Genomic DNA, 26,004 nt, shown 5'->3' with positions numbered 1-26,004 from the left:
CGCGGGTCAGCGGGTCGCGCCGGCAGCCCGCAGGTCGCGCGCCGCCTGCACCATGTGGCGCAGCGCCGCTTCGGTCTCCGGCCAGCCGCGCGTCTTCAGCCCGCAATCCGGGTTGACCCACAGGTTGTGCGGCGGGATCACGGCGGCCGCCTTGGCCAGCAGCCGTGCCATCTCGGCCTGCGACGGCACGCGCGGCGAGTGGATGTCGTACACGCCCGGGCCGATCTCGTTCGGGTAGCTGAATGCGCCGAAGCCACGCAGCAGTTCCATGTCGGATCGGCTGGTCTCGATGGTGATCACGTCGGCATCCATCGCGGCGATGTCCGGCAGGATGTCGTTGAACTCCGAATAGCACATGTGGGTGTGGATCTGCGTGCTGTCGGCCACGCCGCTGGCCGACACGCGGAAGGCCCGCGCCGCCCAGCGCAGGTACTCGTTCCAGTGCGCGCGACGCAGCGGCAGGCCTTCGCGGATCGCCGGCTCGTCGATCTGGATGATGCCGATGCCGGCGCGCTCCAGGTCGGCCACCTCGTCGCGGATCGCCAGCGCGATCTGCAGCGCGGTGTCGGCGCGCGGCTGGTCGTCGCGCACGAAGGACCACTGCAGGATCGTGATCGGGCCGGTCAGCATGCCCTTCATCGGCCGCTCGGTGAGCGATTGCGCATGCACCGTCCAGTCGACCGTCATCGCGTTCGGGCGCGACACATCGCCGAACAGCACCGGCGGCTTCACGCAGCGCGAGCCGTACGACTGCACCCAGCCGTTGGCGGTGAATGCGAAGCCCTCCAGCTGCTCGCCGAAGTACTCGACCATGTCGTTGCGCTCGGCCTCGCCGTGCACCAGCACGTCCAGCCCGAGCTCCTCCTGCTTGCGCACCGCGAACAGGATCTCGCGCTGCATCGCGTCGCGGTAGGCCGGCTCGCTCAGCGTGCCCTTCCGGTAGGCCGCGCGCGCGCCGCGGATCTCGGCGGTTTGCGGGAACGAGCCGATCGTGGTGGTCGGGAACGCCGGCAGCTTGAAGCGCTCGCGCTGCAGTGCCTGGCGGGCCGGGAAAGGCTGGCCGCGCCGGTCGGCATCGGCGGGCAGCGCGGCGACGCGGCTCGCCACCGCGGTGTTCTTCACGCGCGGGCTGGCGGCACGGGCGGCCACCGCGGCACGGGCCGCGAAGATCTCGCCGCGCACCGCGGCTTCGCCTTCGGACAGCACGCGCTTCAGCAGGTCCAGCTCGTCGAGCTTCTCGGTCGCACCGGCCAGCCAGCTGCGCAGCTCGGCATCGAGCGCGGCGTCGTCGCGCAGCGTCAGCGGCACGTGCAGCAGCGAGCACGACGGCGCGATCCACAGCCGGTCGCCGCGCTTGTCCAGCGCGCGCTGCAGGCGGACCAGCGCGCGGTCGAGGTCGGTACGCCAGATGTTGCGGCCGTCGACGATGCCGATCGACAGCACGCGCTGCGGCGGCAGCCAGTCGAGCACCGCCTGCAGCTCATGGCCGGCCCGCACCGCGTCGATGTGCAGCCCGGCCACCGGCAGCTTGCAGGCGAGGCTCAGGTGGTCCTCCAGCGGCGCGAAGTAGGTGGCCAGCAGGATCGACACCTTCGCGGCCTGCAGTGCGTGGTAGGTCCGCTCGAAGGCCAGCGTCCAGTCGCCCGGCAGGTCGAGCCCGAGGATCGGTTCGTCGACCTGCACCCACGCGACGCCGCGCTCCGCCAGCTCGGCCAGCAGCCCGACGTAGACCGGCAGCAGCGCGTCGAGCAGGTCGAGACGGCTGAAGCCCGGGGTCTTCTCCTTGCCGAGCCACAGGAAGCTCAGCGGCCCGAGCAGCACCGGCTTCACCGTGTGGCCGAGCGCCTGTGCTTCGGCCACCTCGTCGAGCAACCGGCGAGACGCCAGCCTGAAGCTCGTCTGCGCAGTGAACTCCGGCACCAGGTAGTGGTAGTTGGTGTCGAACCACTTGGTCATCTCCAGCGCAAACGTGCCGTCGTCGTGCGCGTGCTGGCAGTCGTCCGTATGCACGTGCCGATGTTCGTCGGCGACGCCGCGCGCCATCGTGAAGTAGCGCGCCAGTTCGGGCTCGTCGCCGCTGAAGCCGAAGCGCGCCGGCTCGCAGCCGAACAGCTGGATGTGGTTGGCGACATGGTCGTAGTACGCGAAGTCGCCGACGGTCACCATGTCGAGCCCTGCCTGGCGCTGCAGCGCCCAGTGGCGTGCCCGCAGCTCGCGGCCGGTCTGCTCCAGCGCCGCCAGCGGCAGGTCACCGCGCCAGTGGCGCTCGAGCGCCAGCTTCAGCTCGCGGTGCGCGCCGATGCGCGGAAAGCCGAGGGTATGAGTACGAATCATGGAATCGATGCATGTTGATGAATTCAGCTTGCAATGATCGGCACACCGCTTCTATGATTCAAACGAAACTTTTTCTCAATCATCCTGAGCTGCGTTCATGCAGACCGCCATGCCGACCACGCCGCTGGAACTGCGCCACCTGAAGACCCTGCAGGCGCTGCGCGAGACCGGCAACCTGTCGCGCGCTGCGCAGCTGCTCAACCTGACGCAGTCGGCGCTGTCGTACCAGCTGCGCGCGCTGGAGGAGCACTACGCCACGCCGCTGTTCGAGCGCAAGTCGAACCCGGTCAGCTTCTTCGTCGCCGGCCAGCGGCTGCTGCGGCTGGCCGATGCGGTGCTGCCGCTGATCGACGAGGCCGAGCGCGACGTGAGCCGGCTGGTCAGCGGCGCGGCGGGCACGTTGCGCATCGCGGTCGAGTGCCACACCTGCTTCGACTGGCTGATGCCGGCGATGGACGCGTTGCGCGAGCGCTGGCCCGAGGTCGAGCTCGACATCGTCTCCGGCTTCCAGGCCGACCCGGTCGGGCTGCTGCACCAGGACCGCGCCGACCTGGCCATCGTCTCCGACGTCGACGACGGCGAAGCCGGCGTGGTCGTGCACCCGCTGTTCGAATTCGAGATGGTCGCGCTGCTGCCGAAGGGCGATGCGCTGCTCGGCAAACCCTGGCTGGAAGCGGCCGATTTCGCCGACCGCACGCTGATCACCTACCCGGTGCCCGACGAGATGCTCGACCTGGTGCGCCGCGTGCTTCAGCCGGCCGGCATCGCGCCGGCGCGGCGCACCACCGAGCTGACGGTCGCGATGCTGCAGCTGGTGGCCAGCGGCCGCGGGCTGGCCGCGCTGCCGCTGTGGGCGGTGGCGGGCTACCTGGAGCGTGGCTATGTCGCGAGCCAGCGCATCGGGCCGCAGGGGCTCACCGGCCGGTTGTACGCGGCGGTGCCGCAGCGGCTCGGTGCGCGCCCGTACGTGGCCGACTTCGTGCGTGTGATGCGCGAGACCTCGCTGCGCACGCTGCCGGGCGTGCGGCTGATGCCGGCGCCGGCCTAGGGTTCAGAACGGCTCGAGCCGCCGGATCTGCTGCACCAGCGCCTCGAGCGCCGGGTGGCGTTGCTCGTAGAGCGCGAGCCACGGCGCGAGCTCGTCGGCGCTCAGCGGGCCGGTCAGCGCCGACGGGCCGGCCGGCAGCGCCGCCAGCGCGTCGTCGAGCACCTGCCGGTCCACCGTGGCCCATGAATGCGCGATGCGCCCGGCCAGCAGAGTTCGCGCCGCATGCGCGCGCGCCAGGTAGTTCGCGAGCTCGGGCAGTGCATCGCCGCCGACCTCGTCGTCGATCGCCAGCGCTTCGGTGAAGGTCGGGCCGTCGTAGCTTGCCGCCGGCGCCGCATCGAGCGCAACGGCCTCGGCACCGAACGCGTCCACGCCCTCCAGCGCCGACCAGTCGAAGCTGGCCGCATCGAGGTTCAGCATCTGCTGCGCATCGGCCTCGTTGGCCGCAAGCTGCGCCGGCGCGAGCGCGGCGATGTCGGTGGTCGCGAGCCCCGCCATCGCCCGCATGAAGCCGAACTCGGCCAGCGTGTGGGCATGCAGGTACAGGTGCTCGAAGGCGTCGCGGTCCATCGGCGTCAACCGATCAATGCGCCGGCCAGCGCGCTCGCACCGCCGAGCAGCAGCGGCAGCGGCGTGCCCGAGCGCCCGACGGTCTGCAGCGCGTTCACCGCGATCGGCCGCAGCACGCTGAACATCGCGTTCAGGATCGCGCGGATCACGGTGGCGGTCAGCTGTGCCGCGTTCGACACCACGACGCGCGCCCAGCGGGCGGCCTGCAGGATGCAGTCCATCAGTTGCGAGTTCATCTCGGCGATCTTCGTCATGTTGGACGCCAGCACCACGCAGAACAGGTCGATGCCGGTCAGCCCGGCGATCGTCACGAAGCCGAGCTGGCGCAGCAGGTGCGAGAAGGCCTTCATCAGGTAGCTCAGGCCCTGCGCGGCGGTCTGCGTGAGCCAGCCGGGGTTGTCGGAACTGCGCAGCAGCCAGCGCGCCAGCACCGCGTTGTCGCGCTCGACCGCGCCGCCGAGCGCACGCACCGCCTGCCAGTTCATTTCAAGGCCGCCGACGCTGCGCACGTACTCGGTCATGTCGTGGTTGGCCACGCTCAGCAGCTGGCCGGTCGGCGACACCAGCATCATGTTGTTCGCATCCTCCGGCTGGCCATTCAGGTGGCCGTAGGGGTAGGGGCCGACCATCGTCACCGGGTCGAGGTCGTGCGAGACGCGGAAGATGTTGTGCTTGCCGAGCGACTGCTCCATCGCTCCCTGCGCCCCCAGCGCGCCGACGCGCGGACAGCCGAAGGTGTAGAGCTTCACCGCCTTGCCGCGCGACGAGAAATGCGCCGCCACCAGCGTCGCGACCGCACCGCCCAGGCTGTGGCCGACGCAGTGCACCACGTCGGCATCCATGATGCGTCGGTCGTCGCGGGCGAGGCCGGTCTTCACGCTGTCGAAGGTGTTGCGGAAGCCCTGGTGCACCAGCCCGAAATCGCCGAAGCCGGTCATCGACGCGCGCAGGTCGGTCAGCAGGTCGGCCTTCGAATGCTCGGCCCGCGTGCCACGCGTCGCGATGACGACCTGCTTGCTGCCGGCCCGGTTGAAGCTCAGCACGTAGCCGAAGCCGGTGGTGACGCCGGCCGTCGACCCGGCGAACACCCGGTCGAGCTTCGCGCCGCCGAGCTCGGTGGTCTTCAGCGAGGTGTTGGCGCCGCCGGCCTGCGCCGCCGCGCCCAGCCCGTCGCCGGTGACCATCTTGCGCACGTTGGCGCGTGTCTCCATGCCGATCGTCGGCTGGCCGCTGATCCAGTCCTTCAGCGTGAAGTAGGCGTTGTGCGCGATGTACGACGCCTCTTGCGGCGTCAGGTATTCGTTGATCGGTGTCGACATGATGGTTCGCGGTGTGCGTGGGAGGGGCGTGTCGGTGAAACGTCAGAGCACGCGGGCGAGGTCCAGCGACCAGACGAACTCGCGCGGCGGCGACGCCCGCTCGTCGACGGTCTGCAACCACAGCTTGCTGCCCGACAGGCCCCAGCGGCGGACGCTGCCGTCGTCGAGGCCGAGCTTCGCGAGTTCCAGGCCGTCGCGGTGGCGCGGCGAGAACAGCACCAGGTGCTCGAAGTGGTTCACGTAGCGCTGCGGGCCGAGCCGCTCCTTGTCGGTCTGGTAGCGCACCAGCAGCGCGTCGGGCAGTAGCTGCAGGCTGTCGATGAACCTGAACGGCAGGCCGCGCGACCAGTCGGGCTCGACGTTGCCGAAGCTGCGGATGCGGTCGGCCTCGGCGTCGTAGACGAACAGGCCGTCGGCCGCTTGCGGCTTGTGGTATTTCAGCTGGATCAGCAGTTGCCGGCCGGGCAGCGCGAGCACCGATTCGGCGCTGTACATCAACCACTTCGCCTGCGCGGCATCGAAGGTGGCACTGCGCTGCTTGTCGAAGCGGCGCGCGTCGCGGGCATCGAGCTGCCACAGCTGCGTGCGGCGTTCCGGGTCGTAGGTGTTGACGACGGCCAGCGCGGGCTGGCCCGCCGTCGCGTCGATGACGAAGGCCTCGGCGGCCGGGTGCTCGGCGCGCGTGGCCGCCAGCGTGCCGGCCGGCGGCAGGCCGCCGTCGATGCTGACGTTGCGGACCTGCGGGTACGACGCCGCCGGTGGCGCCGGCATCGATGCGGGCCAGGCCGCTTCGCGCACCAGCGAAGCGCCGACCTGCGGACCGACACTCGTCGTGTACTTGCTCTTGAACAGGCCGAAGATCATGCCGTTGCCGCCGTCGTTGGAATGGGCCGGCCCGCAACCGGCGAACAGGCCTGCCAGCACCAGCAGGCCGACGCCGACCCGGGGGGCGGCAGTCGACCGTCGCGGCGGGCGGGCGTGATCTCGTCGTGCGGGCATCGGGCCATTATTGCGGCCGGGCCCTGCTGCGCCGCTCGACCAAAGTCACCCCAAGGCGTCAGACAGGCTGGGACACCCCCGGATGGATGGGGGCGGCCGGTGCAGCCGTCGACGGCGTGGCAGGGATCAGGCGGCCAGCCGCCCACAGGCGCAGCGTACCGACCCCGAGCGCGACGACGATCGCATTGGCGAGCGCGAACGCGATCGGCGCGAGCCAGTGCACCGCGCTGTCAGGCGTGCCCTGCGCGGCCAGCCGCATCGCCAGCGTCGGCAACGCCGCCACGCCGAAGCTGAAACCCCAGTACGAGGTCGTGAAGCCCTGTTCACGGATCCACGGCAGAAGGCGGGCCAGCAACAGCGCCTGGTACAGGCCGTAACCGAGCAAGGCCTGGCCGACCCACTCCGGCGACTCGTGGCCGAGCGCCATCCACGCGACGCCACCGACCACCGGCGGTGCGAGCTGGATGCCCAGCAGCGGTCGCATCGCGGCCGGCAGCGGGCCGCGCGTGCCGAGGCGGTTCAGGATCGTCGATTCGATCGCGAGCCAGCCCAGCAGGCCGGCGCCGAAGAACCACAGGCCCACCTGCGTACAGCCGAAGCTGGCGGACGCGAGCGCGGCGACGAAGCTCTGCGCGACCACCGGCAGGTAGATCGCCGGCGTGACGAGCTCCGGCGCCAGCCCGCCTCGCCAGACGCGGCCGTACAGCCACGCGCCGATGGCCAGCGACGCGAGCAGCGCGACGATGAACACCGTGAACGCCAGCGGCCGCGACAACGGCTGCAGCGCGATCGCGGCGAGCAGGCTGGACACCGGCACCAGCGCGAGGAAGGCCGACTGCAGCGGATGCTGCAGCTCGGCGCGCGCCGCCTCGCGGTGCCGCCCCCACTTCAGCGCATACAGCACCAGCAACGCGAGCCACGCGACGAGACCCGCGGCGGTGACGACCGATGCCAGCCAGGCCGGCAGCGGCCACAGTCCGACGGCCACTCGCCAGGCCGCGCCGAGCGCGAGCAGGCCGACCGCGATGCTGAAGAACGAGACGGGGATCGGGGAGCGTGGAGAGTTCATGGCGGGGTCCATCACGGCGACGGTGTGTCGATGCCCCGACTGTAGGCACGCGCCACGCGATGATGAATGCCGGCGGGTCTCCGATAATTGCTCCGTCGTCTCAACCGGGAAGCTGCCCATGGATGCCTTGACCCAGCTGGTCGCCACGCTCGACCTGCGCGGTCGCATGGACCTGCGTTGCCTGTTCGGCCCCGGCTTCTCGGTGCCGCATGCCGCAACCGGGCCGTGGCGGGCGCCGTTCCACGTGGTGCTGGCGGGCGAGTGCGAGGTGTGGCTGCCGGCACAGCGGCGCGCGATCGCGTTGCGGCAGGGCAGCCTGCTGGTGCTGCCCCATGGCGATGCGCATGTGGTGCGCGGCGTGTCGGCGCGGCGCGGCCCGGCGATCCGCACCGACGACGGCCCGGTGCTGCCGCTGAAGACCAACCTCGCGTCGCCCGAGGCGGCCGCGCTCGACCTGTTGTGCGGCGAGTTCGAGTTCGCCGGGCGGCGGCGTAGCAGCGTGCTCGATGCGTTGCCGGCGCACATCGTCGTGCCCTTCGAGGCGACGCCGGGCGCGGCCTGGCTGCGCGGGCTGGTCGGCATGATGGCGCACGAGATCGAGCAGCAGCAGCCGGGCGCGGCCGCGATCGTCGCCGGGCTGTGCGGTGCCTTGTTCACGCTGGCGCTGCGCGCGCACCTGGCGCAGCAGCCGCAGCAGCGCGGCGTGCTCGGCCTGATGGTGCGCGAGCGCCTCGCGCCGGCGCTGCAGGCGATGCTGTCCGAGCCGCAGCGGCCGTGGACGGTCGACGAGATGGCGCGCCGCTGCCACTTGTCGCGCGCGACCTTCGCGCGCCAGTTCCTGCAGGCCGCGGGCTGCGGCCCGATCGAGCTGCTGACGACGCTGCGGATGGAGCTTGCGTCGCGCCTGCTCGCGCAGGGCGGTCACGACAGCGCGTCGGTCGGCGAGGCAGTGGGTTACCGCTCCGAGGCCGCGTTCAACCGCGCGTTCGCGCGGCATGCGGGCGTGACGCCGGGGCGCTTCCGGCGCGCGGCCGGCGGCCGGATCGCGACCGGCTGAGTTTCGCGGCCTCGAACCGGTCGATCGTCGGATGCTGCCCCACGAGGTCGGGCGCCGTGGGCACGATGCCGTGATCGAATCACCGAGGGATCGCGCATGACAAGAGGGTTTCGCATCGCCTGGGTCGGCCTGCTCGCGGCCGTGCTCGCGGTCTTGATCGCGGCCTGGATCACCGTCGCGCAGCCGTGGGTGGTGCCGCTCGCGACGCACCCGCCCGAAGTCGACGCCGAGCGGCTGAAGGCGCATGTGCGGCGGCTGTCGGTCGACCTGCACCCGCGCGTGGCCGGGCCATCCGGGCGGCTCGAGGCAGCGGCCGACTACGTGGCCGGCGTGCTGCGCGAATCCGGCGGCGCGGTGAGCATGCAGCGTGTCAGCGTCGGCAAGGTTCGTCAGCGCAACCTGATCGCGCGCTTCGGACCGGCGGACGGCGAGCCGCTGGTGATCGGCTCGCATTACGACGCGCATGGCGGCGACGACGGCGATGCGACCCCGGGCGCCGACGACAACGCGAGCGGCGTCGCCGGGCTGCTGGAACTGGCGCGGCTGCTCGGCCGCGATCCGCCGCCGCGGCCGGTCGAACTCGTCGCCTACACGCTGGAAGAGCCGCCGTACTTCCGCACGGCCGGGATGGGCAGCGCGGTGCATGCGCAGTCGCTGCGCGCCGGCGGCCGCGAGCCGCGCCTGATGCTGGCGCTGGAGATGATCGGCACGTTCTCCGACCAGCCCGGCTCGCAGCGCTACCCGGTGCCGGGCCTGTCGGCGCTGTACGGCGACCGCGGCGATTTCATCGCGGTCGTCGGCCGGCTCGAACGCTTCGGCCTCACGCGCCAGGTGAAGGCGGTGATGGCGGGTGCCACCGACCTGCGCGTGCAATCGATCAATGCGCCGACCGGGCTCGACGGCATCGACTTCTCCGACCACCTGAGCTACTGGGCGCTCGGCATGCCGGCGCTGATGGTCACCGACACCGCCTTCCTGCGCAACGACCACTACCACCAACCGGGCGACCGCTGGGAGACGCTGGACTATCGCCGCATGGCGCAGGTGGTGCAGGGCGTCTGGGCTGTGACGCGAGCGCTGTGATCGCTACGGCCTGACGACGACGCTACGGAACGCGCGCTGCGCCGCCGGCAGCGTCTTGCATTCGACGCCGGCGATGCGCACGCCGCCGTCATCGCTGAGCACCTGCACCTCGCCCGTTTCCGGCCATGCGAACAGCGCCTCGGGCCGCAGGCTGCCGAACGCGACCGACGACAGCGGCACCGGGATATCGCCGGCGTTGCCGGACCAGCGGTACAACGCGAAGCTGCCGTCATCGGCCGGCGGCCCGGCGACGACGAGGTAGCCGCTGCCGACGCGTTCGAGGCTGCGGATGCCGCGGCCGCCGAGCGCCAGTTCGGTCACGCGGCCGATCTTCGCGCGCTGGCCGTGCACGACCTGCGCCGGGTTGTCGATCGCGATGACCAGCGCCCGCCCGCGCGGCAGCGGGTTGCGCAGCCCGACCAGCAGCGCGCCGCCGGGCGTCGCGGCCAGGCCTTCGATGTTCAGGCCGCCCTCCGCCTCGGGCGGCCGCTTCGACGCGTCTTTCAGGTGGTAGCCCTTCAGCTGCGGCGCATCGAGCAGGTCGTCGAGCAGGCGGGTGTACGGCCGGCCGACCGGGCGCAGCGAGGGCGGCGTCGACCCGGGCACGCGCTCGGTCGCGAACAGCCGGTGCCGCTCGTCGCGCTTCTTGCCGGCGCTGTTGCGGCCGTGCGAGGCGATCCAGTAGATGAGGCCGCCGCTCTCGGCCGCGCCTTCGAGGTCGGATTCGCGGCCGCCCGCGGTGCCGAGGAAGTCGTCGAGGTCGACGCGGCCGACGGCGTCCGGCGCATCGCGGCGAAACACCTGCAGCGTGTTGTGTTCGTCGTCGGCGACGACAAAGTGCCGGGCATCGAGCGCGATGGCGGCCGATGCATCGCACAGCCCGCGGTACGCGTCGGGCGCCTGCGCGCGGGCGCCGGCATGGGCGGCCGCGAGCAACGTGAACAGCAGGCCGGCCAGGCAGCGGCATCGCAGCGTCTTCATCAGGTCCTCCGGCCGCACGGGCGAAGCGATCATTCTCGCGGCCCCCGATTCACAGGGGTCAGCGGTTTCCGTCACAGACAGGACACACGTCAGGGTTTACACTAGGTACTAGGTGTTAACCCGCACGACGGGCGCACCGACTGAGAAAAAACCGACCACAAGACGGACCGAGATAGAACATGAACTTCATCAATGCCATCGCCAGCGCCATGCGCAACGCATTCGCCGGCGGCACCCAGCCCCGCGGCTACGACGAGGCCTGGCTGGCCGAATCCCACGACATCTACGAACTCGAGCGCCGCATGCGCGCGATCGACAACAGCCGCAGCGGCCGGGGCGACCTGCACACCAGCGCGTTCCTGTCGATGTCGCCGGCCGGCACCGGCCGCTGAGCGTCTTTCGCCAACCGGCTGGCCGCACGCTGCGACAGCGTGTGGACCAGCAAGCCCGACACCACCAGCATCACCCCGGCCAGCTCATGCAGCGCCGGGCGTGAGCCCATCGCGACCCCGATCAGCAGCACCGACACCGGAACGACGTTCAGGAACGCGGTGCTGGTCACGACGCCCAGCGTCCTGACGCCGAAGTTGTACGCCAGCACCCCGAACACCGTCGGCACGAGGCCGATGTAGACCAGCGCAGGCGCCGCGTTCCACGCAGCCTCGGCGGTCGGGACCGGCGCCAGCCCGAAGGCGGTCAGCGCGAGCGTGGCGATCAGCAGCAGCGGCCACGAGGCGAGGGCGCTCAACGCGCTGAAGCCGATCACGTCGAGCGCCGGAAAACGCGCCGCGCCGCGGGTGTAGGCGATCCAGCCGAGCGTGCCGGCCAGCGCCGTCAGGTCGCCGACCAGCGTCGAGGCTTGCGCGGACGCTGCCCGCGTCACCGCACCCGACACCATCGCCACGCCGACCAGCGCCAGCAGGGTGCTGAAGACCGCGCTGCGGCTCGGCCGCTGGCCGTCGAGCGCCCAGCGCACCAGCTGCGTCGTGATCGGCATCGTCGCCATGATCACCGCGCCGTGCGACGGCAGCGAGTGCGCGAGACCCACCAGCACCATCGCGCTGAACACGCCGTAGCCGATGAAGCCGAGCCCGGCCAGCCGCGCGCCGTGCTGCCGCAACGCGCTCCACGGCACCGGCCCGCGCAGGCGCAGCACCGCCATGAAGCCGAGCGTCGCGATGCTGTAGCGCAGCAGCGTGAACCACACCGGGTCGACGTGCGGCAGCACCGGCTTGCTGGCGAGGAACAGGCTGCCCCAGGCGGTGGTCGCGAGCAGCAGCCCGGCGATGCCGACGGCCGGAGAACGAGGAAGGGTCATGGCGGGCTCCACGGAAACGGATGCGATGGAGCCAGTCTCGGCAACGCCGGCCTGCAAGGCCATTCGCGAATTCGGACCGGAGCCTCAGGAAATCCGAACTGACAGCCCGGCACCGCATGGCCACAATCGCCGGCCATGGAGCTGTATCAACTGAAGACCTTCGTCGCGGTCGCCCAGGAGGGCCACCTGACGCGTGCCGCCGAGCGCGTGTTCACCAGCCCGCCGGCGGTCAGCGCGCAGGTCAAGGCGCTGGAGGATGAACTCGGCGTGCGGCTGTTCGACCGCACGCCGCGCGGCATGGTGCTGACCGAAGAGGGCCGCCGGCTGCTCGACGACGCCGAGCGCACGCTGGCCTCGGCCGGGCGGCTGCGCTCGGCGGCGGCGCAGCTGCGCGGCGCCGCGCAGGGCGTGGTGCGCTTCGGAACCGTCAGCGACCCGATCGCGCTGCGGCTCGGCGATGCGCTGCTGCGGCTCGCGCAGCGCAACCCGCAGGTCACGCTGCAGCTGCAGCAGGGCTTGTCGTCCGAGATGCTGCTGATGCTGCAACGCGGCGAGCTGGACTGCGCCTACGTGATGACCGACCACGAGGACGTGCCGGGCGTGCAGCTGCAGCGGCTCGCGACGGTCGACCTGGTGGTCGCGCTGCCGACCGCGTTCGCCGAGGCCCATCCCGACCCGTCGCTGGCCGACCTGATGACGCAGCCGTGGATCGGCACGCCGGCCGGCTGCGTGCTGCGCACCCACATCGATGCGCTGTTCGCCGCCGGCGGGCGCGACTACCGCGAAGAGGGCGCATCGGCCAGCACCGAAGGCGTGGTGCGCAGCATGGTGGCCAGCGGCATGGGCGTCGGCGTCGTGCGACTGGACCAGGCCGAGCAGGCCGAGCGCCAGGGCGAGCTGCGCATCTGGAAGCACTGGCGGGCCCACACCTGGATCTGCTTCGCGTCGCCGCCGGAGGGGCGCTTGTCGCCGGCCACGCTGGCGGTGCGTTCGGCGGTGCAGGAGGCGTGGAGCTGAAACGGACTACTCACCCGTTCGGGCTGAGCTTGTCGAAGCCGCGGTGGCGTGCGAGCAACCCATCGACAGGCTCAGGGCGAACGGGGCGGTGAGGGTTGGTGCATCGCCGCGCAAGGGTCCTCGCGCGCTTGCGGTGGCGTCACGACGACGCGGTCGTAGGCGCCCGGCGGCGGCACGTCGGTGTCCTCCAGGTAGCCGATGCTGCGGCTGCGCGCGCGGGTGCGGTCGGCCAGCCAGCGCGGCACGCCGACATCGCGCCGCACGTGGCCGTTGCCGGCCAGCAGCACCACGCCACGGTCGGCCCAGGCCTCGATGCTGCGCGCCATGAACTGGTCGCGCGCCACCTGGGCGCCGGCCATGCGGCGGGCGGTGGCCGCGTCGATCATCCCGCAGTGGCTGTCTTCGATGTCGGCGGTGTGGGCGGTCCAGACCGCGTCCGGCACGTCGGCCGAGAAACCGGTGTCGGCCAGGCCCTGGCTCATCACCTGCCGGCTCTCGGCGCGCGACACGTTGACCGCGACGATCGGCAGGCCTCGGTCGAGCGCGAGCTGCACGAACGGCGTGTAGAAGGCCCAGTCCCAGCCCGGGCCACCGCCGGCCGCGGCGACCAGCGCGGCGGCGGTCGGGGCCGGCGTGGCCGCGCGCACCCGGTCGATGTCGGGCTGGCGGTCGCGGTCGAACTGCTCCATCAGCAGCGCCGGCCGCGCGCCGCTGTCGAGCAGTGTCCTGAACTCGGCGAGCCGCAGCGCATGCTGTGCGGCGTTGTCGTGCACCTCGCCGAGCAGCACGATGGACGGCGGTGCGGAGGAATGTGCGCAGGCGACCAGCAGCACGGTGGCGGCGCAGCACAGGATCAGGGCGAATCGCATCCGCCGCATGATGGCAGGTATCCGCCGGCGTCCGGTGCTACGCTGCGCCACGACGACACCCCACTGATGGAGACACCCATGCCCGGACTGCTGCCCCAGGTCGATCCCGATGGCCTGCTCGAGTTCTCGGTGGTCTACACCGACCGCGCGCTGAACCACATGTCGAAGAAGTTCCAGGGCGTGCTGCGCGGCATCACCGACACGCTGAAGCGCACCTACCGCGCGCCCACCGCGATCGTGATGCCCGGCAGCGGCAGCTTCGGCATGGAGGCGGTGGCCCGCCAGTTCGCGACCGGCCAGCGCGTGCTGGTGATTCGCAACGGCTGGTTCAGCTACCGCTGGACGCAGATCTTCGAGATGGGCTCGATCCCGTCGGCCGCCACCGTGCTGAAGGCGCGGCCCACCGGCTCGGGCTACCAGGCGCCGTACGCGCCGCCGCCGATCGACGAGGTGGTGCAGACGATCCACCGCGAGTCGCCGGCGCTGGTGTTCGCAGCGCACGTCGAGACCGCGTCCGGGATCATCCTGCCCGACAACTACCTGAAGGCGGTGGCCGATGCGGTGCATGCGGCGGGCGGCCTGTTCGTGCTCGACTGCATCGCGTCGGGCGCGATGTGGGTCGACATGGAGGCGTCCGGCGTCGACATCCTGATCAGCGCGCCGCAGAAGGGCTGGAGCGGCTCGCCGGGCAGCGCCTTCGTGATGCTGAGCGCGGCCGCGCGCGACCGCATGGCGCAGACGCAGAGCACCAGCTTCGCCTGCGACCTGCGCAAGTGGCTGCAGATCGCCGAGACCTACGAGGCCGGCGCGTTCGGCTACCACACGACGATGCCGACCGATGCGCTGACGAAGACCTGGGAGGTGATGCAGGAAACGAACCGCTTCGGCTTCGACGCGGCGCGCAACGCGCAGCAGCAGCTCGGCACCAAGGTGCGCGCGTTGCTGGCGCAGAAGGGCTTCAAGAGCGTCGCGGCGACCGGCTTCGAGGCGCCGGGCGTCGTGGTCAGCTACACCGACGACCCCGAGATCCAGTCGGCCCGCAAGTTCGCCGGGCTCGGCCTGCAGACCGCCGCGGGCGTGCCGCTGCAATGCGACGAGCCGGCGGATTTCCGCAGCTGGCGCATCGGGCTGTTCGGGCTCGACAAGCTGGGGCATGTCGACCGCACGGTGCAGCAGCTGGCGAACGCGCTGGAGCGCTTGCGCTGAGCTGACGCGACGCGCAGAAGCGACGCGCGTCGGCCGGCCGGTCAGCGCGCGAGCGGGCGGCGCAGCACCTGCCGCTCGTGCCGCCATGCGTGCATCAGCGCCTCGTGCAGCGGCGGGATCACCAGGCGCAGGATCTCCAGCGTCTGCGAGGGGCTGATGTCTTCGTTCAGGTGGCAGAAGCTGAAGCAGCTGCCGACGATGCCGCCGAGGTCGATGCGGCCGTGCAACGCCAGCCGGCGGATGCCCAGCGCATCGATTTCGCGGCGCTCCCGCGCCGACACCCGCTCGGCATCGCGGGGCATCTGCAGCACCTGCGGCTCGCGGGTGTCGAGCCAGCGTTTCAGTGCCGGCCGGTCGTCCAGGTCGAGCTGCCGCGGCAGCTTCGCCATCGCGGCGGCCGGGTGGTCCACGCCGATCGCATGCACCAGCCGCAGCTGCTGCGGCCCGATGCGCACGATCGCCGCCACCAGCGAGCCGTGCGGCAGCACCGGTTGCACCTGCTGTCGCACCATCGCGGCGAACTGCGCTTCGTCGCTGCACAGCGCGCAGGCGTCTCGCAGCGCGAGCAGCAGCTGCGTCAACGGCGCCTGCGGCGTGCCATGTTCTTCGTTCGATCCCTTCGTCGTCATGCCTGTGTCCGTGGTTGCCGTCCACCGGCGGATCCGGTGAAACCCCGGCCATTGGCTGCCGCGAATGTGCAGCGAATGCGGAGGTCGCCATCGCAAATGAAGATGGTGACGGCGGCTTCCAAGATGGCCCTGCGCAACGGTTTCAAGCGACCGTCGGCACGACCTTCAGCAGGTCCGACAGCCCGGCTCGTTCGAACAACTGCGCGCGCATCCGGTCGGCCACCGCGCTGACGATTCCCGAGCCGTCGTCGCTCGGATCGACATGCACGCGGTACGGCCGCTGGCCGTACGGCGCGTCGACGGCGGCGACGATCGCCCGCGCGATATCGGCCACGTCGGCATCGGCCGGCTCCAGCTTCGCGAGCGCCTCGCCGACCTGCTCGGGCAGCCCGGCGTACAGCGCGTCGTAGGCCCGGGCCACGTCGGCGTCGGCCGCGTGCGTGGCGTGCGCGAAGTGGTTGGTGCCCGACGTGAACGCGCCGGGCACGACGATGCTGGTCTCGACGCCGAAGCGCGCCAGCTCGCCGGCGTAGCTGACCGCCAGCGCATCCATCGCCGCCTTGGCCGCGAAGTATGGCCCGAGGAAGGGCGGCGTGCCGCCCTTGACGCTGGAGCTCGACACCCACACGACCAGCCCATGCCGCTGGCGGCGCAGCTGCGGCAGCGCCGCGCGGTTCAGGCGCTGCGTGCCCAGCGTGTTGACGTCGAAGACCTGCGCGATCTGCTCCGGCGTGAAGGCCTCGGCCGGGCCGGTCACCAGGTGGCCGGCGTTGTGCACGATGACGTCGAGCCGCTGGTGGGCCTCGACGATGCGGGCCACCGCGGCGTCGACCGATGCCTGCGAGCCGACATCGAGCTCGATGCTGCGCAGGTCGACGAGGCGTTCCGTCGCGTAGTCTGCGGCGTCCTGTGCCGCCTTCGCATTGCGCGTCGCGATGGCCCGCATGCCGGCGTAGACGGTGTGGCCGGCGTCGGCGAGGGCGCGGGCGGTGAGGGCGCCGAAACCGCTCGACGCACCGGTGATGACGATCACTTTGTTCATGAGAGTTCTCCGGGGTGGAAAGAATGGATCCAGTGGGTCAGACAATGCCGCCATTGGCGCGCAGGGTCTGGCCGTTGACCCACGCGCTGTCGGGACCGGCAAGGAAGGCCACGACGCCCGCGATGTCCTGCGGGGTGCCCAGCCGCTCCAGCGGCGAGGCCTGGGCCAGGCGCTCGATCAGCTCGGGGCTCTTGCCGTTCAGGAACAGGTCGGTCGCGGTCGGTCCCGGCGCGACGGCGTTGACGGTGATCCGGCGACCCCGCAGCTCTTTCGCGAGGATGTGGGTCATCGTCTCGATCGCCGACTTGCCGGCCGCATAGGCCGCGTAGCCCGGCGTCGCGAGCCCGACCACGCTGCTCGAGAAATTGACGATGCGCCCGCCCGCCTGCAGGCGCTTCACGGCTTCGCGCATCGTGTTGAAGCTGCCCTTGACGTTGATGTGGAACAGGCGGTCGAAGGTCGCGTCGTCGGTGTCGACGAGCGCCGGCATGTTCGTCGGCATCACGCCGGCGTTGTTGACCAACACGTCGACGCGGCCGTAGGCGTGCGCTGCCTCGTCGAACAGCGTGCGGGCGGCGGCCGGGTCCGCCACGTCGGCCTGGACCGCGGTGGCCTGCCCGCCGGCGGCGGCGATTTCAGCGACCACTTCGGCGGCCGCGGCGGCGTTGCCGGCGTAGTTGACGATGACGGCGAAGCCGTCGGATGCGAGGCGGCGGGCGACGGTGGCGCCGATGCCGCGGGACGCGCCGGTGACGATGGCGACTGGCTGGGTCATGGTGAGCTCCTGGGAGTGAGTTGCGATGGAGTGAAGTCTCGTTGCTCGAAGGAAATCAATAAATGAGCAAGAATTGCCATCACTGTTCAACCAAGAACAACAAAAAAGGGGCTCCCCGATGGACCGTTTCCAGACCATGCAGCTGTTCGTGCGCATCGTCGAGCTGGGCAGCTTCACGAAGGGCGCCGAAGACCTGGAGCTGCCGCGCGCCACTGCGACGCATGCGATCCAGGCGCTGGAGAAGCGCCTGGGCACCCGGTTGCTGCAGCGCACGACCCGCCAGGTGAAGCCGACGCCCGACGGCGAGGCCTACCACCAGCGCTGCGTGCGGCTGCTGGCCGACCTGGACGAGACCGAATCGGCATTCGGCCAGTCGCTGGCCAGCCCGAAGGGCAAGCTGCGCGTCGACCTGCAGGAGACGCTCGCGCGCCACTTCCTGCTGCCGCACCTGGGCGAGTTCTGCGCCCGCTACCCCGACATCGAGCTGGAGATCGGCATGGGCGACCGGCTGGTCGACCTGGTGCGCGAGGGCGTGGATTGCGTGCTGCGCGCCGGCAGCCCGCGCGATTCGTCGATGGTGCAGCGGCATGTGGCCGACAACCCGCAGCTCACCTGCGCGAGCCCGGCCTACCTCGCGAAGTACGGCGTGCCGAACTCGCTGGCCGAGCTGCCGCAGCACCGGGCGGTGAACTTCGTGTCGAGTGCGAGCGGCCGGCGCGTCCCGTTCGATTTCATCGTCGACGGCCAGCCGCAGTCGGTGTCGATGAAGGGCAGCGTGTCAGTGCGCCATGCCGATGCGTACCTGGCCTGCTGCCTCGCCGGCCAGGGCCTGGTCCAGGTGCCGCGCTACCACGTGCAGGCCGAGCTGGCCGACGGGCGCTTGCAGGAGGTGCTGGCGGCGTGGTGTCCGGCGCCGATGCCGGTGTCCTTGCTGTACCCGCACAGCCGGCAGCTGTCGCCGCGGGTGCGGGTGTTCGTCGACTGGGTCATCGACCGGATGGCGACCCCAGCGACGAAGGCCCCAGACCCCGCGCCGATTCGCGCACCCGGCTGACCTCGCGCTTGATGACCGGCACCGCGCTTGCGGCCGCCGCCGGCACCGCGGCGGCCATCAGCAGCACGTCGGCGGCGAACGCGTTGCGGTCGGCCCGCTCGGTCACCGGCAGGCCGATCGCCAGCGCCGCCAGGGCCACCGCCACCGGCACGGCCACGCCGACGCCGGGGAGCAGCTTGCGGGCCGCCGGCAACGAGCGGTGCGACAGGTCGGCGAGGTGCAGCGAACGCATGGTGTTTTCTCCCTGGCGATGGAGAGACTGTAAGGACGACCCGATCTCCCTGGTGTAGGTGCGCTCAAGAACCCACTGTAGGAATTCCGCCCGCGCTGCCCGACTGCGTCGGCGCGGGCGGGTGCGGCAGCTGCCGCATCGAACCGAAGCTGCGCGCATAGACCCAGGTCAGCTCGGCCCCCATCAGGAAGATCTGCGCCGAGTAGTAGACCCACACGAAGATCACGATCAGCGAGCCGGCGGCGCCGAAGCCGGAGGCCACGCCGCTGCGGCCGATGTAGGCGCCGATCAGGTAGCGGCCGACGGTGAACAGCACAGCCGTCAGCAGCGCGCCCAGCCACACGTCGTGCCAGCGCACATCCACCCGCGGCATCAGCTTGTAGATCATCGCGAACACGCCGGTCGTCATCAGCAGGCCGACCGCCAGGTTCACGCCCTGGGCCAACGTGGCCCAGTTGCCGAACGCGCCGCCCCACCACTTGCCGAGCGCCGAGATCGCGGCGCTGAGCACCAGCGAGATCATCAGCAGGAACGCGATGCCGAGGATCATGCCGAACGACAGCAGCCGCGCGCGCAGCAGGTTCCACCAGCCGCTCGCGCGCACGCGGGCCGGTGCGCGCCAGATGCGGTCGAGCGCGTCCTGCAATTCGCCGAACACCGAGGTGGCGCCGACCAGCAGCACGACGACGCCGAGCACCGCCGACGCGGTGCCTTCGGCCGGCTTGTGCAGGCTGGCCAGCACCGCTTCCACCGCCTGCGCCGACTCGGTGCCGAGCAGGCCGCGGATCTGGCCGAACACCTCGCCGCGCGCGGCGTCCTCGCCGAACACCAGCCCGGCGATCGCGATCACGATCAGCAGCAGCGGCGCCAGCGAGAACATGCTGTAGTACGACAGCGCCGCGCCCATGCTGGGCGCGTAGTCGTCGATCCACGCATTGCCGGCCTGCTTCACGAGCGACCACCAGGCGCGCAGGCCCGGCCAGCGGGAGGGGAGCGGGGCGGCGGTGTCCATCGCCGTCGAGCGTACCCAGGCGCCGCGCCGCTGCCATCGTCCACCGGCGCGACCGCCTGTAGGAGGCTTCGCACAGCCCCGGCGCTACAGCGTGCCGAGGAAGGCCAGCACCGCCGCGCGGTCGTCCTTCGACAAGGCCTCGAAGCGCTGGCGGCTGTTGTCGGCCTCGCCGCCGTGCCAGCCGATCGCCTCCATCAGCGTGCGGGCCCGGCCGTCGTGCAGGTAGCGCACGTTCTGCGCGGCGCCTTGCACGAACGGCAGCGAGCCGATGCCCCACAGCGGCGCGGTGCGCCACATCGACGGCTGCGCCTTGCCTTCGGCCACCGTGTCCGCCAGCCCCGCGCCCATGTCGTGCAGCAGCAGGTTGGTGTACGGATGGATGGTCTGGTCGCGCAGCTCGGCGAACGGGTGCGTGGTGCCGGTCTTCAGCGTCGCGGTGTGGCAGCCGACGCAGTTGACCTGCGCGAACAGCTGCGCGCCGCGCGCCACCTGGGCCGGGTTCACCTCGTGCTCCGGCGACACCCGCACGCCCGCCGGGAAGGCGCTGCGCAGGCTGCGCTGGGCTGGCACCGCGAGCAGCTCCAGGTACTGCACGACGCGTTGCAGCTCCTGCTCGTTGACGCCGCTGCCCTGCGGGTTGCTGCGGCAGTCGGCGGCCGCCCGCTGGCAGCTGCGCGACGGGTACACCGGCGACACCACGCCCATGTCGTTGACCAACGCCTCGGCGGCCTGGTGGCGCACGCTCGCCTTCGCGGCCTTCCAGCCGAAGCGGCCGAGCCGCGTCTGGCCGGTTTCCGGATCGGTCACCAGGTTGGCGACGCCGCGGATGCCGTCGCCGTTCGCATCGCCGGGGTCGGCCAGCGCCAGCACGGTGCTCTCGGGCAAGGCCTCCAGCAGCCCGACGCCGATCACCTGCGGCGCCTGGCGTGCCGAGAACTGCGCCGGCACCGGGCCCTTGAACGCATACACCGGCTTCTGCAGCTCGACCTTTTCGCCATCGGCCAGCGTGCGCACCGTCGTCGTGTAGGCCTGGACGTTGACGCCGTAGTCCGCCGCGCCGGCGGCGCTGGCCTTCTGCAGCACGTTCAGCCCGTAGGTCGCATCGGGCACGCGCTTGCCGTCGCTGCCCGCGCTGCCGGTCAGCACCGTGCCGGCGAACAGCGTGCCGGCGACCGGGGCCGCCGTGCGCCCGTTCAGCGCATGGCAGGCGATGCAGCTGACCTGGTTGTAGCGCGGCCCCAGCTGCCCGGCATGCGCGCTGAACACCGGGTTGGTCTCCGGGTGCTCCGAATGCCGGCCGTCGACGAACGAGGTGTGGAACAGCCGCCGCCCCTCGACGAAGCGCCTGGTGTTCTGGATGCCGATGTTGTTGGCCATCTGCTGGAACACGCGCATCGGCTCTTCGGAATAGTTGTACGACAGGCTGGTCTGCCCGCCGGACAGCGTCTCGGCCGGCAGCGCCGCGGAGTCGAGGTTCGGCGCGATGCCGTACCACGGCCGCAGTCCGACGCCGGCCACGTACAGCTGCTCGAACGAGTAGTAGCGCGCGCCGCCGCCGTCGATCACCGCGCTGCCGTCGGCGTTGTACTTCAGCCGCGGGGCCGGTGCGAGCTCGACCGGGTCGCCGACCTTCAGCGTGCTGTGCGGATCGGTGCGCCAGTTGGTGTCGACCGAGAACTGGCAGTCGGCATCCGGCTGGCCGGCGATGCAGATCGGCAGCGGGTAGTTGTCCTGGTTCAGGAACTTCGGGTTGCCGAAGCCGTAGTTCAGCGCCCAGCCGTAGTCGCGCACGTTCGGGTCGCCGGCGTTGCGGAACAGGCTGAAGGTGGTGCCGTCGAAGGTGCCGTCGTTGACGCGCAGCGTGAAGGTGATCTTCGAGCGGCCGGCCGGCACCTCGTCGCGGATCACCAGCCCGAAGGTCCGGTTCTGGAAGTAGAACGAGGGGAAGGTCAGGTAGCGGCCCGGACCCTGGTCGGGCGCGTCCCAGGCCTCGCCGCGTTCGCGCGCGTGGCGCTCGGTCGGCCGCATGCCCATGTAGGTGACCAGCGTGCCGTCGGCCTCGACGGTCTGGATCGGCTCGGTGATCGGCGTGCCCTGCGGGAACAGCGGCACCAGGCCGGCCGGGTCGGGCGGGTTGATGCTGCCGCCGACCAGCTTGAACTGCTGCGGCGCGCTGCCGGCGGCGCAGCCGTACTGGCGCACGGTGGCCGCATCGGCCGCCTGCACGCACTTGCCGCTGTTGACGTTGACCAGCGCGATGACGCCGGCGCCGAGCTCGGTCAGCTGGAAACGCTGCGCGTTGGTGCCGTTGTCGGTCCACTGCTGCAGCGGTGCGCCGTCGCTGGCGGATGCGTTCTGCACGTCGACCGCCAGGCCGCTCGCCGCGACCGTCAGCCTGTAGACGCCGGTCGTCACCTGCGCCAGGTCGAACTGCTGGGTGGCGGCGCTGCTGCAGGCCTGCAGTTGCAGCGCCGTGCCGCTGGCGTTGCCGCCGCCGTTGATGCCGATGCATTGCCCGGTCGACACGCTCTGCAGCGCGTAGCGACCGGCCGTGACGGCCATCGCCTGCTCCTTGGCGGCGCTGCCGGCGGTGTCGGAAGAAGGGGCGGAAGCGTCGTTGCCGCCGCAGCCCGCGAGCAGCAGGGCCGGCAACCATGCCAACCTCCCGATGCGCGAAGCCAAAGCGCGGCCCGACCCGCGTGATGGGACCTGTTTCATGTCGTCTCCTCGTGTGGATGGCAGAAACGGTCCCTCGGTACTGCGGTCATTGGAACCGGTTCCAAGTACAGCGACGCCATTGAACTCCCGAAGTGCACGGGTCGTCCAGTCGGATAGAAAACTTTTGCAAGCCGGCGTCTTCCTACATCAGCGTGCGCGATCTGCTGCTGGCGACACGGCGTCGCACGACCCTAGGCTTGGAGCCGTCGTCGATGCCGTTCAAGGAGTTCCGCCATGCCCCACGCCATCTGGAAAGGCGCCATCAGCTTCGGCCTGGTGCACGTGCCGGTCGCGCTGTACCCGGCGTCATCGGAATCGGGTGTCGACTTCGACTGGCTCGACAAGCGCTCGATGGACCCGGTCGGCTACAAGCGTGTCAACAAGCGCACCGGCCGCGAGATCGACAAGTCGCACATCGTGAAGGGCGTGAAGGTCGACGGCGGCGACTACGTCGTGCTGAGCGACGACGAGATCAAGGCTGCGTACCCGAAAACCACGCAGACGATCGAGATCGAATCGTTCGCGCATGCCGACGAGATCCCCTTCACGCTGCTCGACCGGCCGTACTACCTGGAACCGCTGGCCAAGGGCGAGAAGGTGTATGCGCTGCTGCGCGAGGCGATGCTGGCCGCGGGCGTGATCGGCATCGCGCGCGTCGTGATGCACACCAAGGAGCACCTGGCCGCGCTGATCCCGAGCGGCCCGGCGCTGATGCTGAACACGCTGCGCTGGGCCGCCGACATCCGGCCGTGGGCCGACATCAACCTGCCGCCCGAAGGCAGGAAGGGCGTGAACCTGAAGGAGGCCGAATTGAAGATGGCGCAGCAGTTGATCGGCGACATGACCGAACCGTGGAAGCCCGAGGCGTATTCCGACCGCTTCACCGAAGCGATCCACGCACTGGTGGCCCGGCGCGTCGAGCGCGGCGAGACCGAGCAGGTCGAGCCGATGGAAGAGAGCGGCTCGACCGGGCCGAGCAACGTGGTCGACCTGACCGAGCTGCTGGCGAAGAGCCTGAAGGGCAAGCCGGCCGCTGCGCACAAGCCGGCGGCGCGCAAGTCGCCGGCCCGCAAGCGAGCCTGAGCGAACGGCGATGGCGCGCAACTCGACTACCGCACACGGCTCGACGGCGGCCGACCCGCTGCACACCTACTGGAGCAAGCGCGATTTCAGCCAGACGCCGGAGCCGCGCGGCGAGCAGGCCTCGGCCGGCGATGCGCTGGCGTTCGTCGTGCAGAAGCACGATGCGACGCGGCTGCACTACGACTTCCGGCTCGAACTGGACGGCGTGATGCTGTCGTGGGCGGTGCCGAAGGGGCCGAGCTTCGACCCGTCGGAAAAGCGGCTCGCGGTGCGCACCGAAGACCATCCGGTGTCGTACAACAGCTTCGAAGGCCGCATCCCCGAGGGCCACTATGGCGCCGGCGACGTGATCATCTGGGACCGCGGCACCTGGCAGCCCGTCGGCGACCCGAAGAAGGGCTTGGCCGCCGGCAAGATCGCGTTCACGCTCGATGGCGAGAAGCTGCACGGCGCGTGGGAGCTGGTGCGCATGCGCGGCGCCGGCAGCGACAAGCAGCCGCCGTGGCTGCTGCTGAAGAAGAAGGACGGCTTCGCCCGGCCGCATGCGGAGTACGACGTCGTCAGCGCGCTGCCGGACAGCGTGGGCCCGGGTGGCGACGCGAAGGCGAGGCCGAAGCCGAAACCCGAACGGCAGGAGCGCCCGCTGAAGGCCGTGAAGGCGCCGCTGCCGGCGACGATGACCCCGCAGCTGGCGACGCTTGCGAGCGGCGTGCCGGCCGACGGCGACTGGGGCTTCGAGATCAAGTTCGACGGCTACCGGATCATGACGCGCATCCAGCGCGGCAAGCCGGTGCTGATCACGCGCGGCGGGCACGACTGGAGCGACCGGCTGCCGACACTGGTGGCCGCCTTGCGCCAACTCGACGTGACGTCGGCCTGGCTCGACGGCGAGATCGTCGTGCTCGGCGACGACGGCCTGCCGGCCTTCAACCGGCTGCAGAACGCGTTCGACGGCGGCAACACCGCGCAGGTGGCGTATTTCCTGTTCGACCTGCCGTACCTCGAAGGGCACGACCTGCGCGAGCTGCCATTGCGCGAACGGCGCCGGCTGCTGAAGCAGCTGCTCGAGGCGAAGGGCAGCGGGCCGCTGCGCTTCAGCGAAGACTTCCCGGCCGATGCGGCCAGCGTGCTGCAATCGGCCTGCCGGCTGAAGCTCGAAGGCGTGATCGCGAAGCGGCAGGATGCGCCGTACGTGTCGCGCCGCACCGAGGACTGGCTGAAGCTGAAGTGCCAGCAGCGCCAGGAGTTCGTGATCGGCGGCTACACCGACCGGCGCGGCGAGCGCGACGGCGCGCACATCGGCAGCCTGCTGCTGGGCGTGCACGACGACGACGGCACGCTGCGCTCGGTCGGCAGCGTCGGCACCGGCTGGGATTCGGCGATGGCGGCCGAGCTGAAGACGAAGCTGCTGAAGCTGCAGGCCGATGCGTCGCCGTTCGCCACGGCGCCGAAGCCCGGGCGCGGGCCGCGCGGCGCCCAGGGCGAGCGCCGCTGGGTCAAGCCGACCTTGATGGCCGAGGTCAGCTTCGGCGAATGGACGCCCGATGGGCAGATCCGCCATGCATCGTTCGAAGGCCTGCGCACCGACAAGCCGGCAAAGCGGATCACGCGCGAGCGGGCGGTGGCGGTGAAGACGAAGGCGACCGCGAGCACAAGCATGGGCACGAGCGCGAAGACCCGCGCGGCGACGAAGGTGACGCACCCGGAACGCGTGATCGACAAGAGCACCGGGCTGACCAAGCTCGACCTGGTGCGCTACTACGAAAGCGTGGCCGAGCGGATGCTGCCGCACTTGAAGGGCAGGCCGTGCGCGCTGATGCGCGCCCCGGAAGGCGTCGGCGGCGAACAGTTCTTCCAGAAGCACGCCGGCAAGATGCGATTCCCCGGCATGCGCGAGCTCGACCCGGCGTTGTGGCCCGAGCACGAGCCGCTGCTCGAGGTGCCGAGCGCGACGGCGCTGGCCGGCGCGGCGCAGATGAACGTGATCGAGTTCCACACCTGGAATGCGCTCGCGCGCCGCATCGACAAACCCGACCGGATGGTGTTCGACCTGGACCCGGGAGAAGGCGTCGAGTGGGCGAAGGTGCGCGAGGCAGCGGCGCTGGTGCGCTCGCTGCTGCAGGCGCTGGGCCTGGAGAGCTGGCTGAAGACCAGCGGCGGCAAGGGCCTGCACGTGGTGGTGCCGCTGAAGCCGCAGCACGGCTGGGATGCGGTGAAGGGCTTCTCGCAGGCGATCGTGCAGCACATGGCGCAGGTGGTGCCGGAGCGTTTCGTCGCGAAGAGCGGGCCCGCCAACCGCGTCGGCAAGATCTTCGTCGACTACCTGCGCAACGGCCACAACGCGACGACCGCGGCCGCGTTCTCGGCACGCGCGCGGCCGGGGCTCGGGGTCTCGATGCCGGTGCCGTGGGAGGCACTGGACGAGCTGAAGGGCGGCAACCAATGGACCATCAAGACCGCGCTCGATCACCTGTCGTTCGAACGCGAAGACCCATGGAAGGACTACTGGACGACGAAGCAGCCGATCGGCAAGGCGATGCAGCGGTTGGGGTTCAAGCCGGTGAGCGGGAAGGACAAGGGTTGATCTCG

General features: G+C 70.9%; 22 protein-coding genes and 1 pseudogene. 9 read left to right on the top strand and 14 right to left on the bottom strand.

The window, feature by feature from the left end; genetic code table 11:
• Positions 1-6 precede the first annotated feature (6 nt).
• Positions 7-2,334 carry a 5-methyltetrahydropteroyltriglutamate--homocysteine S-methyltransferase gene (gene metE / locus FHT26_RS01510; RefSeq protein ID WP_168558426.1) on the bottom strand — a complete coding sequence of 776 codons (2,328 nt, stop codon included), beginning with the start codon at positions 2,332-2,334 and terminating at the stop codon, positions 7-9.
• 109 nt (positions 2,335-2,443) lie between these two features.
• Here metE and FHT26_RS01505 point away from each other — a divergent pair, with 109 nt between their 5' ends.
• Positions 2,444-3,382, top strand: a complete 939-nt coding sequence (locus FHT26_RS01505; protein ID WP_168558687.1) for a LysR family transcriptional regulator — start codon at positions 2,444-2,446, stop codon at positions 3,380-3,382.
• A gap of 3 nt (positions 3,383-3,385) precedes the next feature.
• On the opposite strand, the gene FHT26_RS01500 is transcribed toward FHT26_RS01505, so the two are convergent.
• From FHT26_RS01500 to tehA, 4 genes are read right to left on the bottom strand one after another with little or no spacing between them, the layout of a single operon-like run.
• A complete protein-coding gene (locus FHT26_RS01500; RefSeq protein WP_168558425.1) occupies positions 3,386-3,952 on the bottom strand; it encodes a hypothetical protein in 567 nt (188 codons plus the stop codon).
• 5 nt (positions 3,953-3,957) lie between these two features.
• Positions 3,958-5,271: a lipase family protein gene (locus FHT26_RS01495; protein WP_168558424.1), complete on the bottom strand. Its 1,314-nt coding sequence runs from the start codon at positions 5,269-5,271 to the stop codon at positions 3,958-3,960.
• Between the two features lie 42 nt (positions 5,272-5,313).
• Positions 5,314-6,270, bottom strand: coding sequence for a hypothetical protein (locus FHT26_RS01490; protein ID WP_168558423.1), 957 nt, complete (start codon positions 6,268-6,270; stop codon positions 5,314-5,316).
• Between the two features lie 58 nt (positions 6,271-6,328).
• Entirely contained in the window at positions 6,329-7,339 is a 1,011-nt protein-coding gene (tehA, locus tag FHT26_RS01485; protein WP_168558422.1) for a dicarboxylate transporter/tellurite-resistance protein TehA, read from the bottom strand.
• Between the two features lie 118 nt (positions 7,340-7,457).
• On the opposite strand from tehA, the gene FHT26_RS01480 reads away from it, so the two are divergent.
• Both FHT26_RS01480 and FHT26_RS01475 read left to right on the top strand, forming a co-directional pair.
• Complete coding sequence (locus FHT26_RS01480) at positions 7,458-8,396, top strand: AraC family transcriptional regulator (protein WP_168558421.1); 939 nt, start codon at positions 7,458-7,460, stop codon at positions 8,394-8,396.
• A gap of 96 nt (positions 8,397-8,492) precedes the next feature.
• Entirely contained in the window at positions 8,493-9,479 is a 987-nt protein-coding gene (locus FHT26_RS01475) for a M28 family peptidase (protein ID WP_168558420.1), read from the top strand.
• 3 nt (positions 9,480-9,482) lie between these two features.
• On the opposite strand, the gene FHT26_RS01470 is transcribed toward FHT26_RS01475, so the two are convergent.
• Complete coding sequence (locus FHT26_RS01470; protein WP_168558419.1) at positions 9,483-10,460, bottom strand: DUF3616 domain-containing protein; 978 nt, start codon at positions 10,458-10,460, stop codon at positions 9,483-9,485.
• A 179-nt stretch (positions 10,461-10,639) separates the two neighbouring features.
• Here FHT26_RS01470 and FHT26_RS30580 point away from each other — a divergent pair.
• Positions 10,640-10,744 (top strand): annotated as a pseudogene (locus tag FHT26_RS30580) (hypothetical protein); the annotation flags it as partial.
• Here the strand turns inward: FHT26_RS30580 and FHT26_RS01465 are convergent.
• Entirely contained in the window at positions 10,744-11,778 is a 1,035-nt protein-coding gene (locus tag FHT26_RS01465; protein WP_168558418.1) for a DMT family transporter, read from the bottom strand. The pseudogene FHT26_RS30580 and the gene FHT26_RS01465 sit on opposite strands and share 1 nt — an antisense overlap.
• A 135-nt stretch (positions 11,779-11,913) precedes the next feature.
• Between FHT26_RS01465 and FHT26_RS01460 the strand changes: the two genes are divergently transcribed.
• Entirely contained in the window at positions 11,914-12,795 is an 882-nt protein-coding gene (locus FHT26_RS01460) for a LysR family transcriptional regulator (protein ID WP_168558417.1), read from the top strand.
• A gap of 71 nt (positions 12,796-12,866) precedes the next feature.
• Here FHT26_RS01460 and FHT26_RS01455 read toward each other — a convergent pair whose 3' ends face one another.
• Complete coding sequence (locus FHT26_RS01455) at positions 12,867-13,664, bottom strand: ChaN family lipoprotein (protein ID WP_246867660.1); 798 nt, start codon at positions 13,662-13,664, stop codon at positions 12,867-12,869.
• A gap of 78 nt (positions 13,665-13,742) precedes the next feature.
• Here FHT26_RS01455 and FHT26_RS01450 point away from each other — a divergent pair, with 78 nt between their 5' ends.
• Positions 13,743-14,870, top strand: a complete 1,128-nt coding sequence (locus tag FHT26_RS01450; protein ID WP_168558415.1) for an aminotransferase class V-fold PLP-dependent enzyme — start codon at positions 13,743-13,745, stop codon at positions 14,868-14,870.
• Positions 14,871-14,911: 41 nt separating this feature from the next.
• Here the strand turns inward: FHT26_RS01450 and FHT26_RS01445 are convergent, their stop codons facing one another.
• The 3 genes from FHT26_RS01445 to FHT26_RS01435 all read right to left on the bottom strand — a co-directional run bounded on the left by FHT26_RS01445 (position 14,912) and on the right by FHT26_RS01435 (position 17,316).
• On the bottom strand, positions 14,912-15,499 hold the full coding sequence (locus FHT26_RS01445) for a hypothetical protein (protein ID WP_168558414.1): 588 nt from the start codon (positions 15,497-15,499) through the stop codon (positions 14,912-14,914).
• Between the two features lie 142 nt (positions 15,500-15,641).
• Positions 15,642-16,541 (bottom strand): SDR family NAD(P)-dependent oxidoreductase, encoded by a 900-nt coding sequence (locus FHT26_RS01440; RefSeq protein ID WP_168558413.1) that lies wholly within the window; start codon positions 16,539-16,541, stop codon positions 15,642-15,644.
• Positions 16,542-16,578: 37 nt separating this feature from the next.
• Positions 16,579-17,316, bottom strand: coding sequence for an SDR family oxidoreductase (locus tag FHT26_RS01435; protein WP_168558412.1), 738 nt, complete (start codon positions 17,314-17,316; stop codon positions 16,579-16,581).
• Between the two features lie 118 nt (positions 17,317-17,434).
• On the opposite strand from FHT26_RS01435, the gene FHT26_RS01430 reads away from it, so the two are divergent.
• Positions 17,435-18,370 carry a LysR family transcriptional regulator gene (locus FHT26_RS01430; RefSeq protein ID WP_168558411.1) on the top strand — a complete coding sequence of 312 codons (936 nt, stop codon included), beginning with the start codon at positions 17,435-17,437 and terminating at the stop codon, positions 18,368-18,370.
• Here FHT26_RS01430 and FHT26_RS01425 read toward each other — a convergent pair.
• The 3 genes from FHT26_RS01425 to FHT26_RS01415 form a co-directional block, all read right to left on the bottom strand.
• Complete coding sequence (locus tag FHT26_RS01425; RefSeq protein ID WP_168558410.1) at positions 18,303-18,602, bottom strand: hypothetical protein; 300 nt, start codon at positions 18,600-18,602, stop codon at positions 18,303-18,305. The genes FHT26_RS01430 and FHT26_RS01425 overlap by 68 nt on opposite strands.
• A 64-nt stretch (positions 18,603-18,666) precedes the next feature.
• The gene (locus FHT26_RS01420) at positions 18,667-19,614 is read right to left on the bottom strand and encodes a YihY/virulence factor BrkB family protein (RefSeq protein WP_168558409.1); all 948 of its coding nucleotides are present in this window, start codon (positions 19,612-19,614) and stop codon (positions 18,667-18,669) included.
• 84 nt (positions 19,615-19,698) lie between these two features.
• Complete coding sequence (locus tag FHT26_RS01415) at positions 19,699-22,332, bottom strand: di-heme oxidoredictase family protein (RefSeq protein WP_168558408.1); 2,634 nt, start codon at positions 22,330-22,332, stop codon at positions 19,699-19,701.
• Positions 22,333-22,566: 234 nt separating this feature from the next.
• On the opposite strand from FHT26_RS01415, the gene ku reads away from it, so the two are divergent.
• Both ku and ligD read left to right on the top strand, forming a co-directional pair.
• Positions 22,567-23,415: a non-homologous end joining protein Ku gene (gene ku / locus FHT26_RS01410; RefSeq protein WP_168558407.1), complete on the top strand. Its 849-nt coding sequence runs from the start codon at positions 22,567-22,569 to the stop codon at positions 23,413-23,415.
• Positions 23,416-23,425: 10 nt separating this feature from the next.
• A complete protein-coding gene (gene ligD / locus FHT26_RS01405) occupies positions 23,426-25,999 on the top strand; it encodes a DNA ligase D (protein WP_168558406.1) in 2,574 nt (857 codons plus the stop codon).
• The last annotated feature ends 5 nt before the right edge of the window (positions 26,000-26,004 follow it).

This window comes from Rhizobacter sp. SG703, from assembly GCF_012275445.1.
Lineage (GTDB): Bacteria > Pseudomonadota > Gammaproteobacteria > Burkholderiales > Burkholderiaceae_C > Rhizobacter.
This window is presented reverse-complemented; position numbering and strand designations above follow the sequence as displayed.

Bases quoted from the DNA above. Each gene is read 5' to 3' on its own strand.
- metE (WP_168558426.1), bottom strand. From the start codon at position 2,334: ATGATTCGTACTCATACCCTCGGCTTTCCGCGCATCGGCGCGCACCGC.
- FHT26_RS01505 (WP_168558687.1), top strand. From the start codon at position 2,444: ATGCCGACCACGCCGCTGGAACTGCGCCACCTGAAGACCCTGCAGGCG.
- FHT26_RS01500 (WP_168558425.1), bottom strand. From the start codon at position 3,952: ATGGACCGCGACGCCTTCGAGCACCTGTACCTGCATGCCCACACGCTG.
- FHT26_RS01495 (WP_168558424.1), bottom strand. From the start codon at position 5,271: ATGTCGACACCGATCAACGAATACCTGACGCCGCAAGAGGCGTCGTAC.
- FHT26_RS01490 (WP_168558423.1), bottom strand. From the start codon at position 6,270: ATGCCCGCACGACGAGATCACGCCCGCCCGCCGCGACGGTCGACTGCC.
- tehA (WP_168558422.1), bottom strand. From the start codon at position 7,339: ATGAACTCTCCACGCTCCCCGATCCCCGTCTCGTTCTTCAGCATCGCG.
- FHT26_RS01480 (WP_168558421.1), top strand. From the start codon at position 7,458: ATGGATGCCTTGACCCAGCTGGTCGCCACGCTCGACCTGCGCGGTCGC.
- FHT26_RS01475 (WP_168558420.1), top strand. From the start codon at position 8,493: ATGACAAGAGGGTTTCGCATCGCCTGGGTCGGCCTGCTCGCGGCCGTG.
- FHT26_RS01470 (WP_168558419.1), bottom strand. From the start codon at position 10,460: ATGAAGACGCTGCGATGCCGCTGCCTGGCCGGCCTGCTGTTCACGTTG.
- FHT26_RS01465 (WP_168558418.1), bottom strand. From the start codon at position 11,778: ATGACCCTTCCTCGTTCTCCGGCCGTCGGCATCGCCGGGCTGCTGCTC.
- FHT26_RS01460 (WP_168558417.1), top strand. From the start codon at position 11,914: ATGGAGCTGTATCAACTGAAGACCTTCGTCGCGGTCGCCCAGGAGGGC.
- FHT26_RS01455 (WP_246867660.1), bottom strand. From the start codon at position 13,664: ATGCGATTCGCCCTGATCCTGTGCTGCGCCGCCACCGTGCTGCTGGTC.
- FHT26_RS01450 (WP_168558415.1), top strand. From the start codon at position 13,743: ATGCCCGGACTGCTGCCCCAGGTCGATCCCGATGGCCTGCTCGAGTTC.
- FHT26_RS01445 (WP_168558414.1), bottom strand. From the start codon at position 15,499: ATGACGACGAAGGGATCGAACGAAGAACATGGCACGCCGCAGGCGCCG.
- FHT26_RS01440 (WP_168558413.1), bottom strand. From the start codon at position 16,541: ATGAACAAAGTGATCGTCATCACCGGTGCGTCGAGCGGTTTCGGCGCC.
- FHT26_RS01435 (WP_168558412.1), bottom strand. From the start codon at position 17,316: ATGACCCAGCCAGTCGCCATCGTCACCGGCGCGTCCCGCGGCATCGGC.
- FHT26_RS01430 (WP_168558411.1), top strand. From the start codon at position 17,435: ATGGACCGTTTCCAGACCATGCAGCTGTTCGTGCGCATCGTCGAGCTG.
- FHT26_RS01425 (WP_168558410.1), bottom strand. From the start codon at position 18,602: ATGCGTTCGCTGCACCTCGCCGACCTGTCGCACCGCTCGTTGCCGGCG.
- FHT26_RS01420 (WP_168558409.1), bottom strand. From the start codon at position 19,614: ATGGACACCGCCGCCCCGCTCCCCTCCCGCTGGCCGGGCCTGCGCGCC.
- FHT26_RS01415 (WP_168558408.1), bottom strand. From the start codon at position 22,332: ATGAAACAGGTCCCATCACGCGGGTCGGGCCGCGCTTTGGCTTCGCGC.
- ku (WP_168558407.1), top strand. From the start codon at position 22,567: ATGCCCCACGCCATCTGGAAAGGCGCCATCAGCTTCGGCCTGGTGCAC.
- ligD (WP_168558406.1), top strand. From the start codon at position 23,426: ATGGCGCGCAACTCGACTACCGCACACGGCTCGACGGCGGCCGACCCG.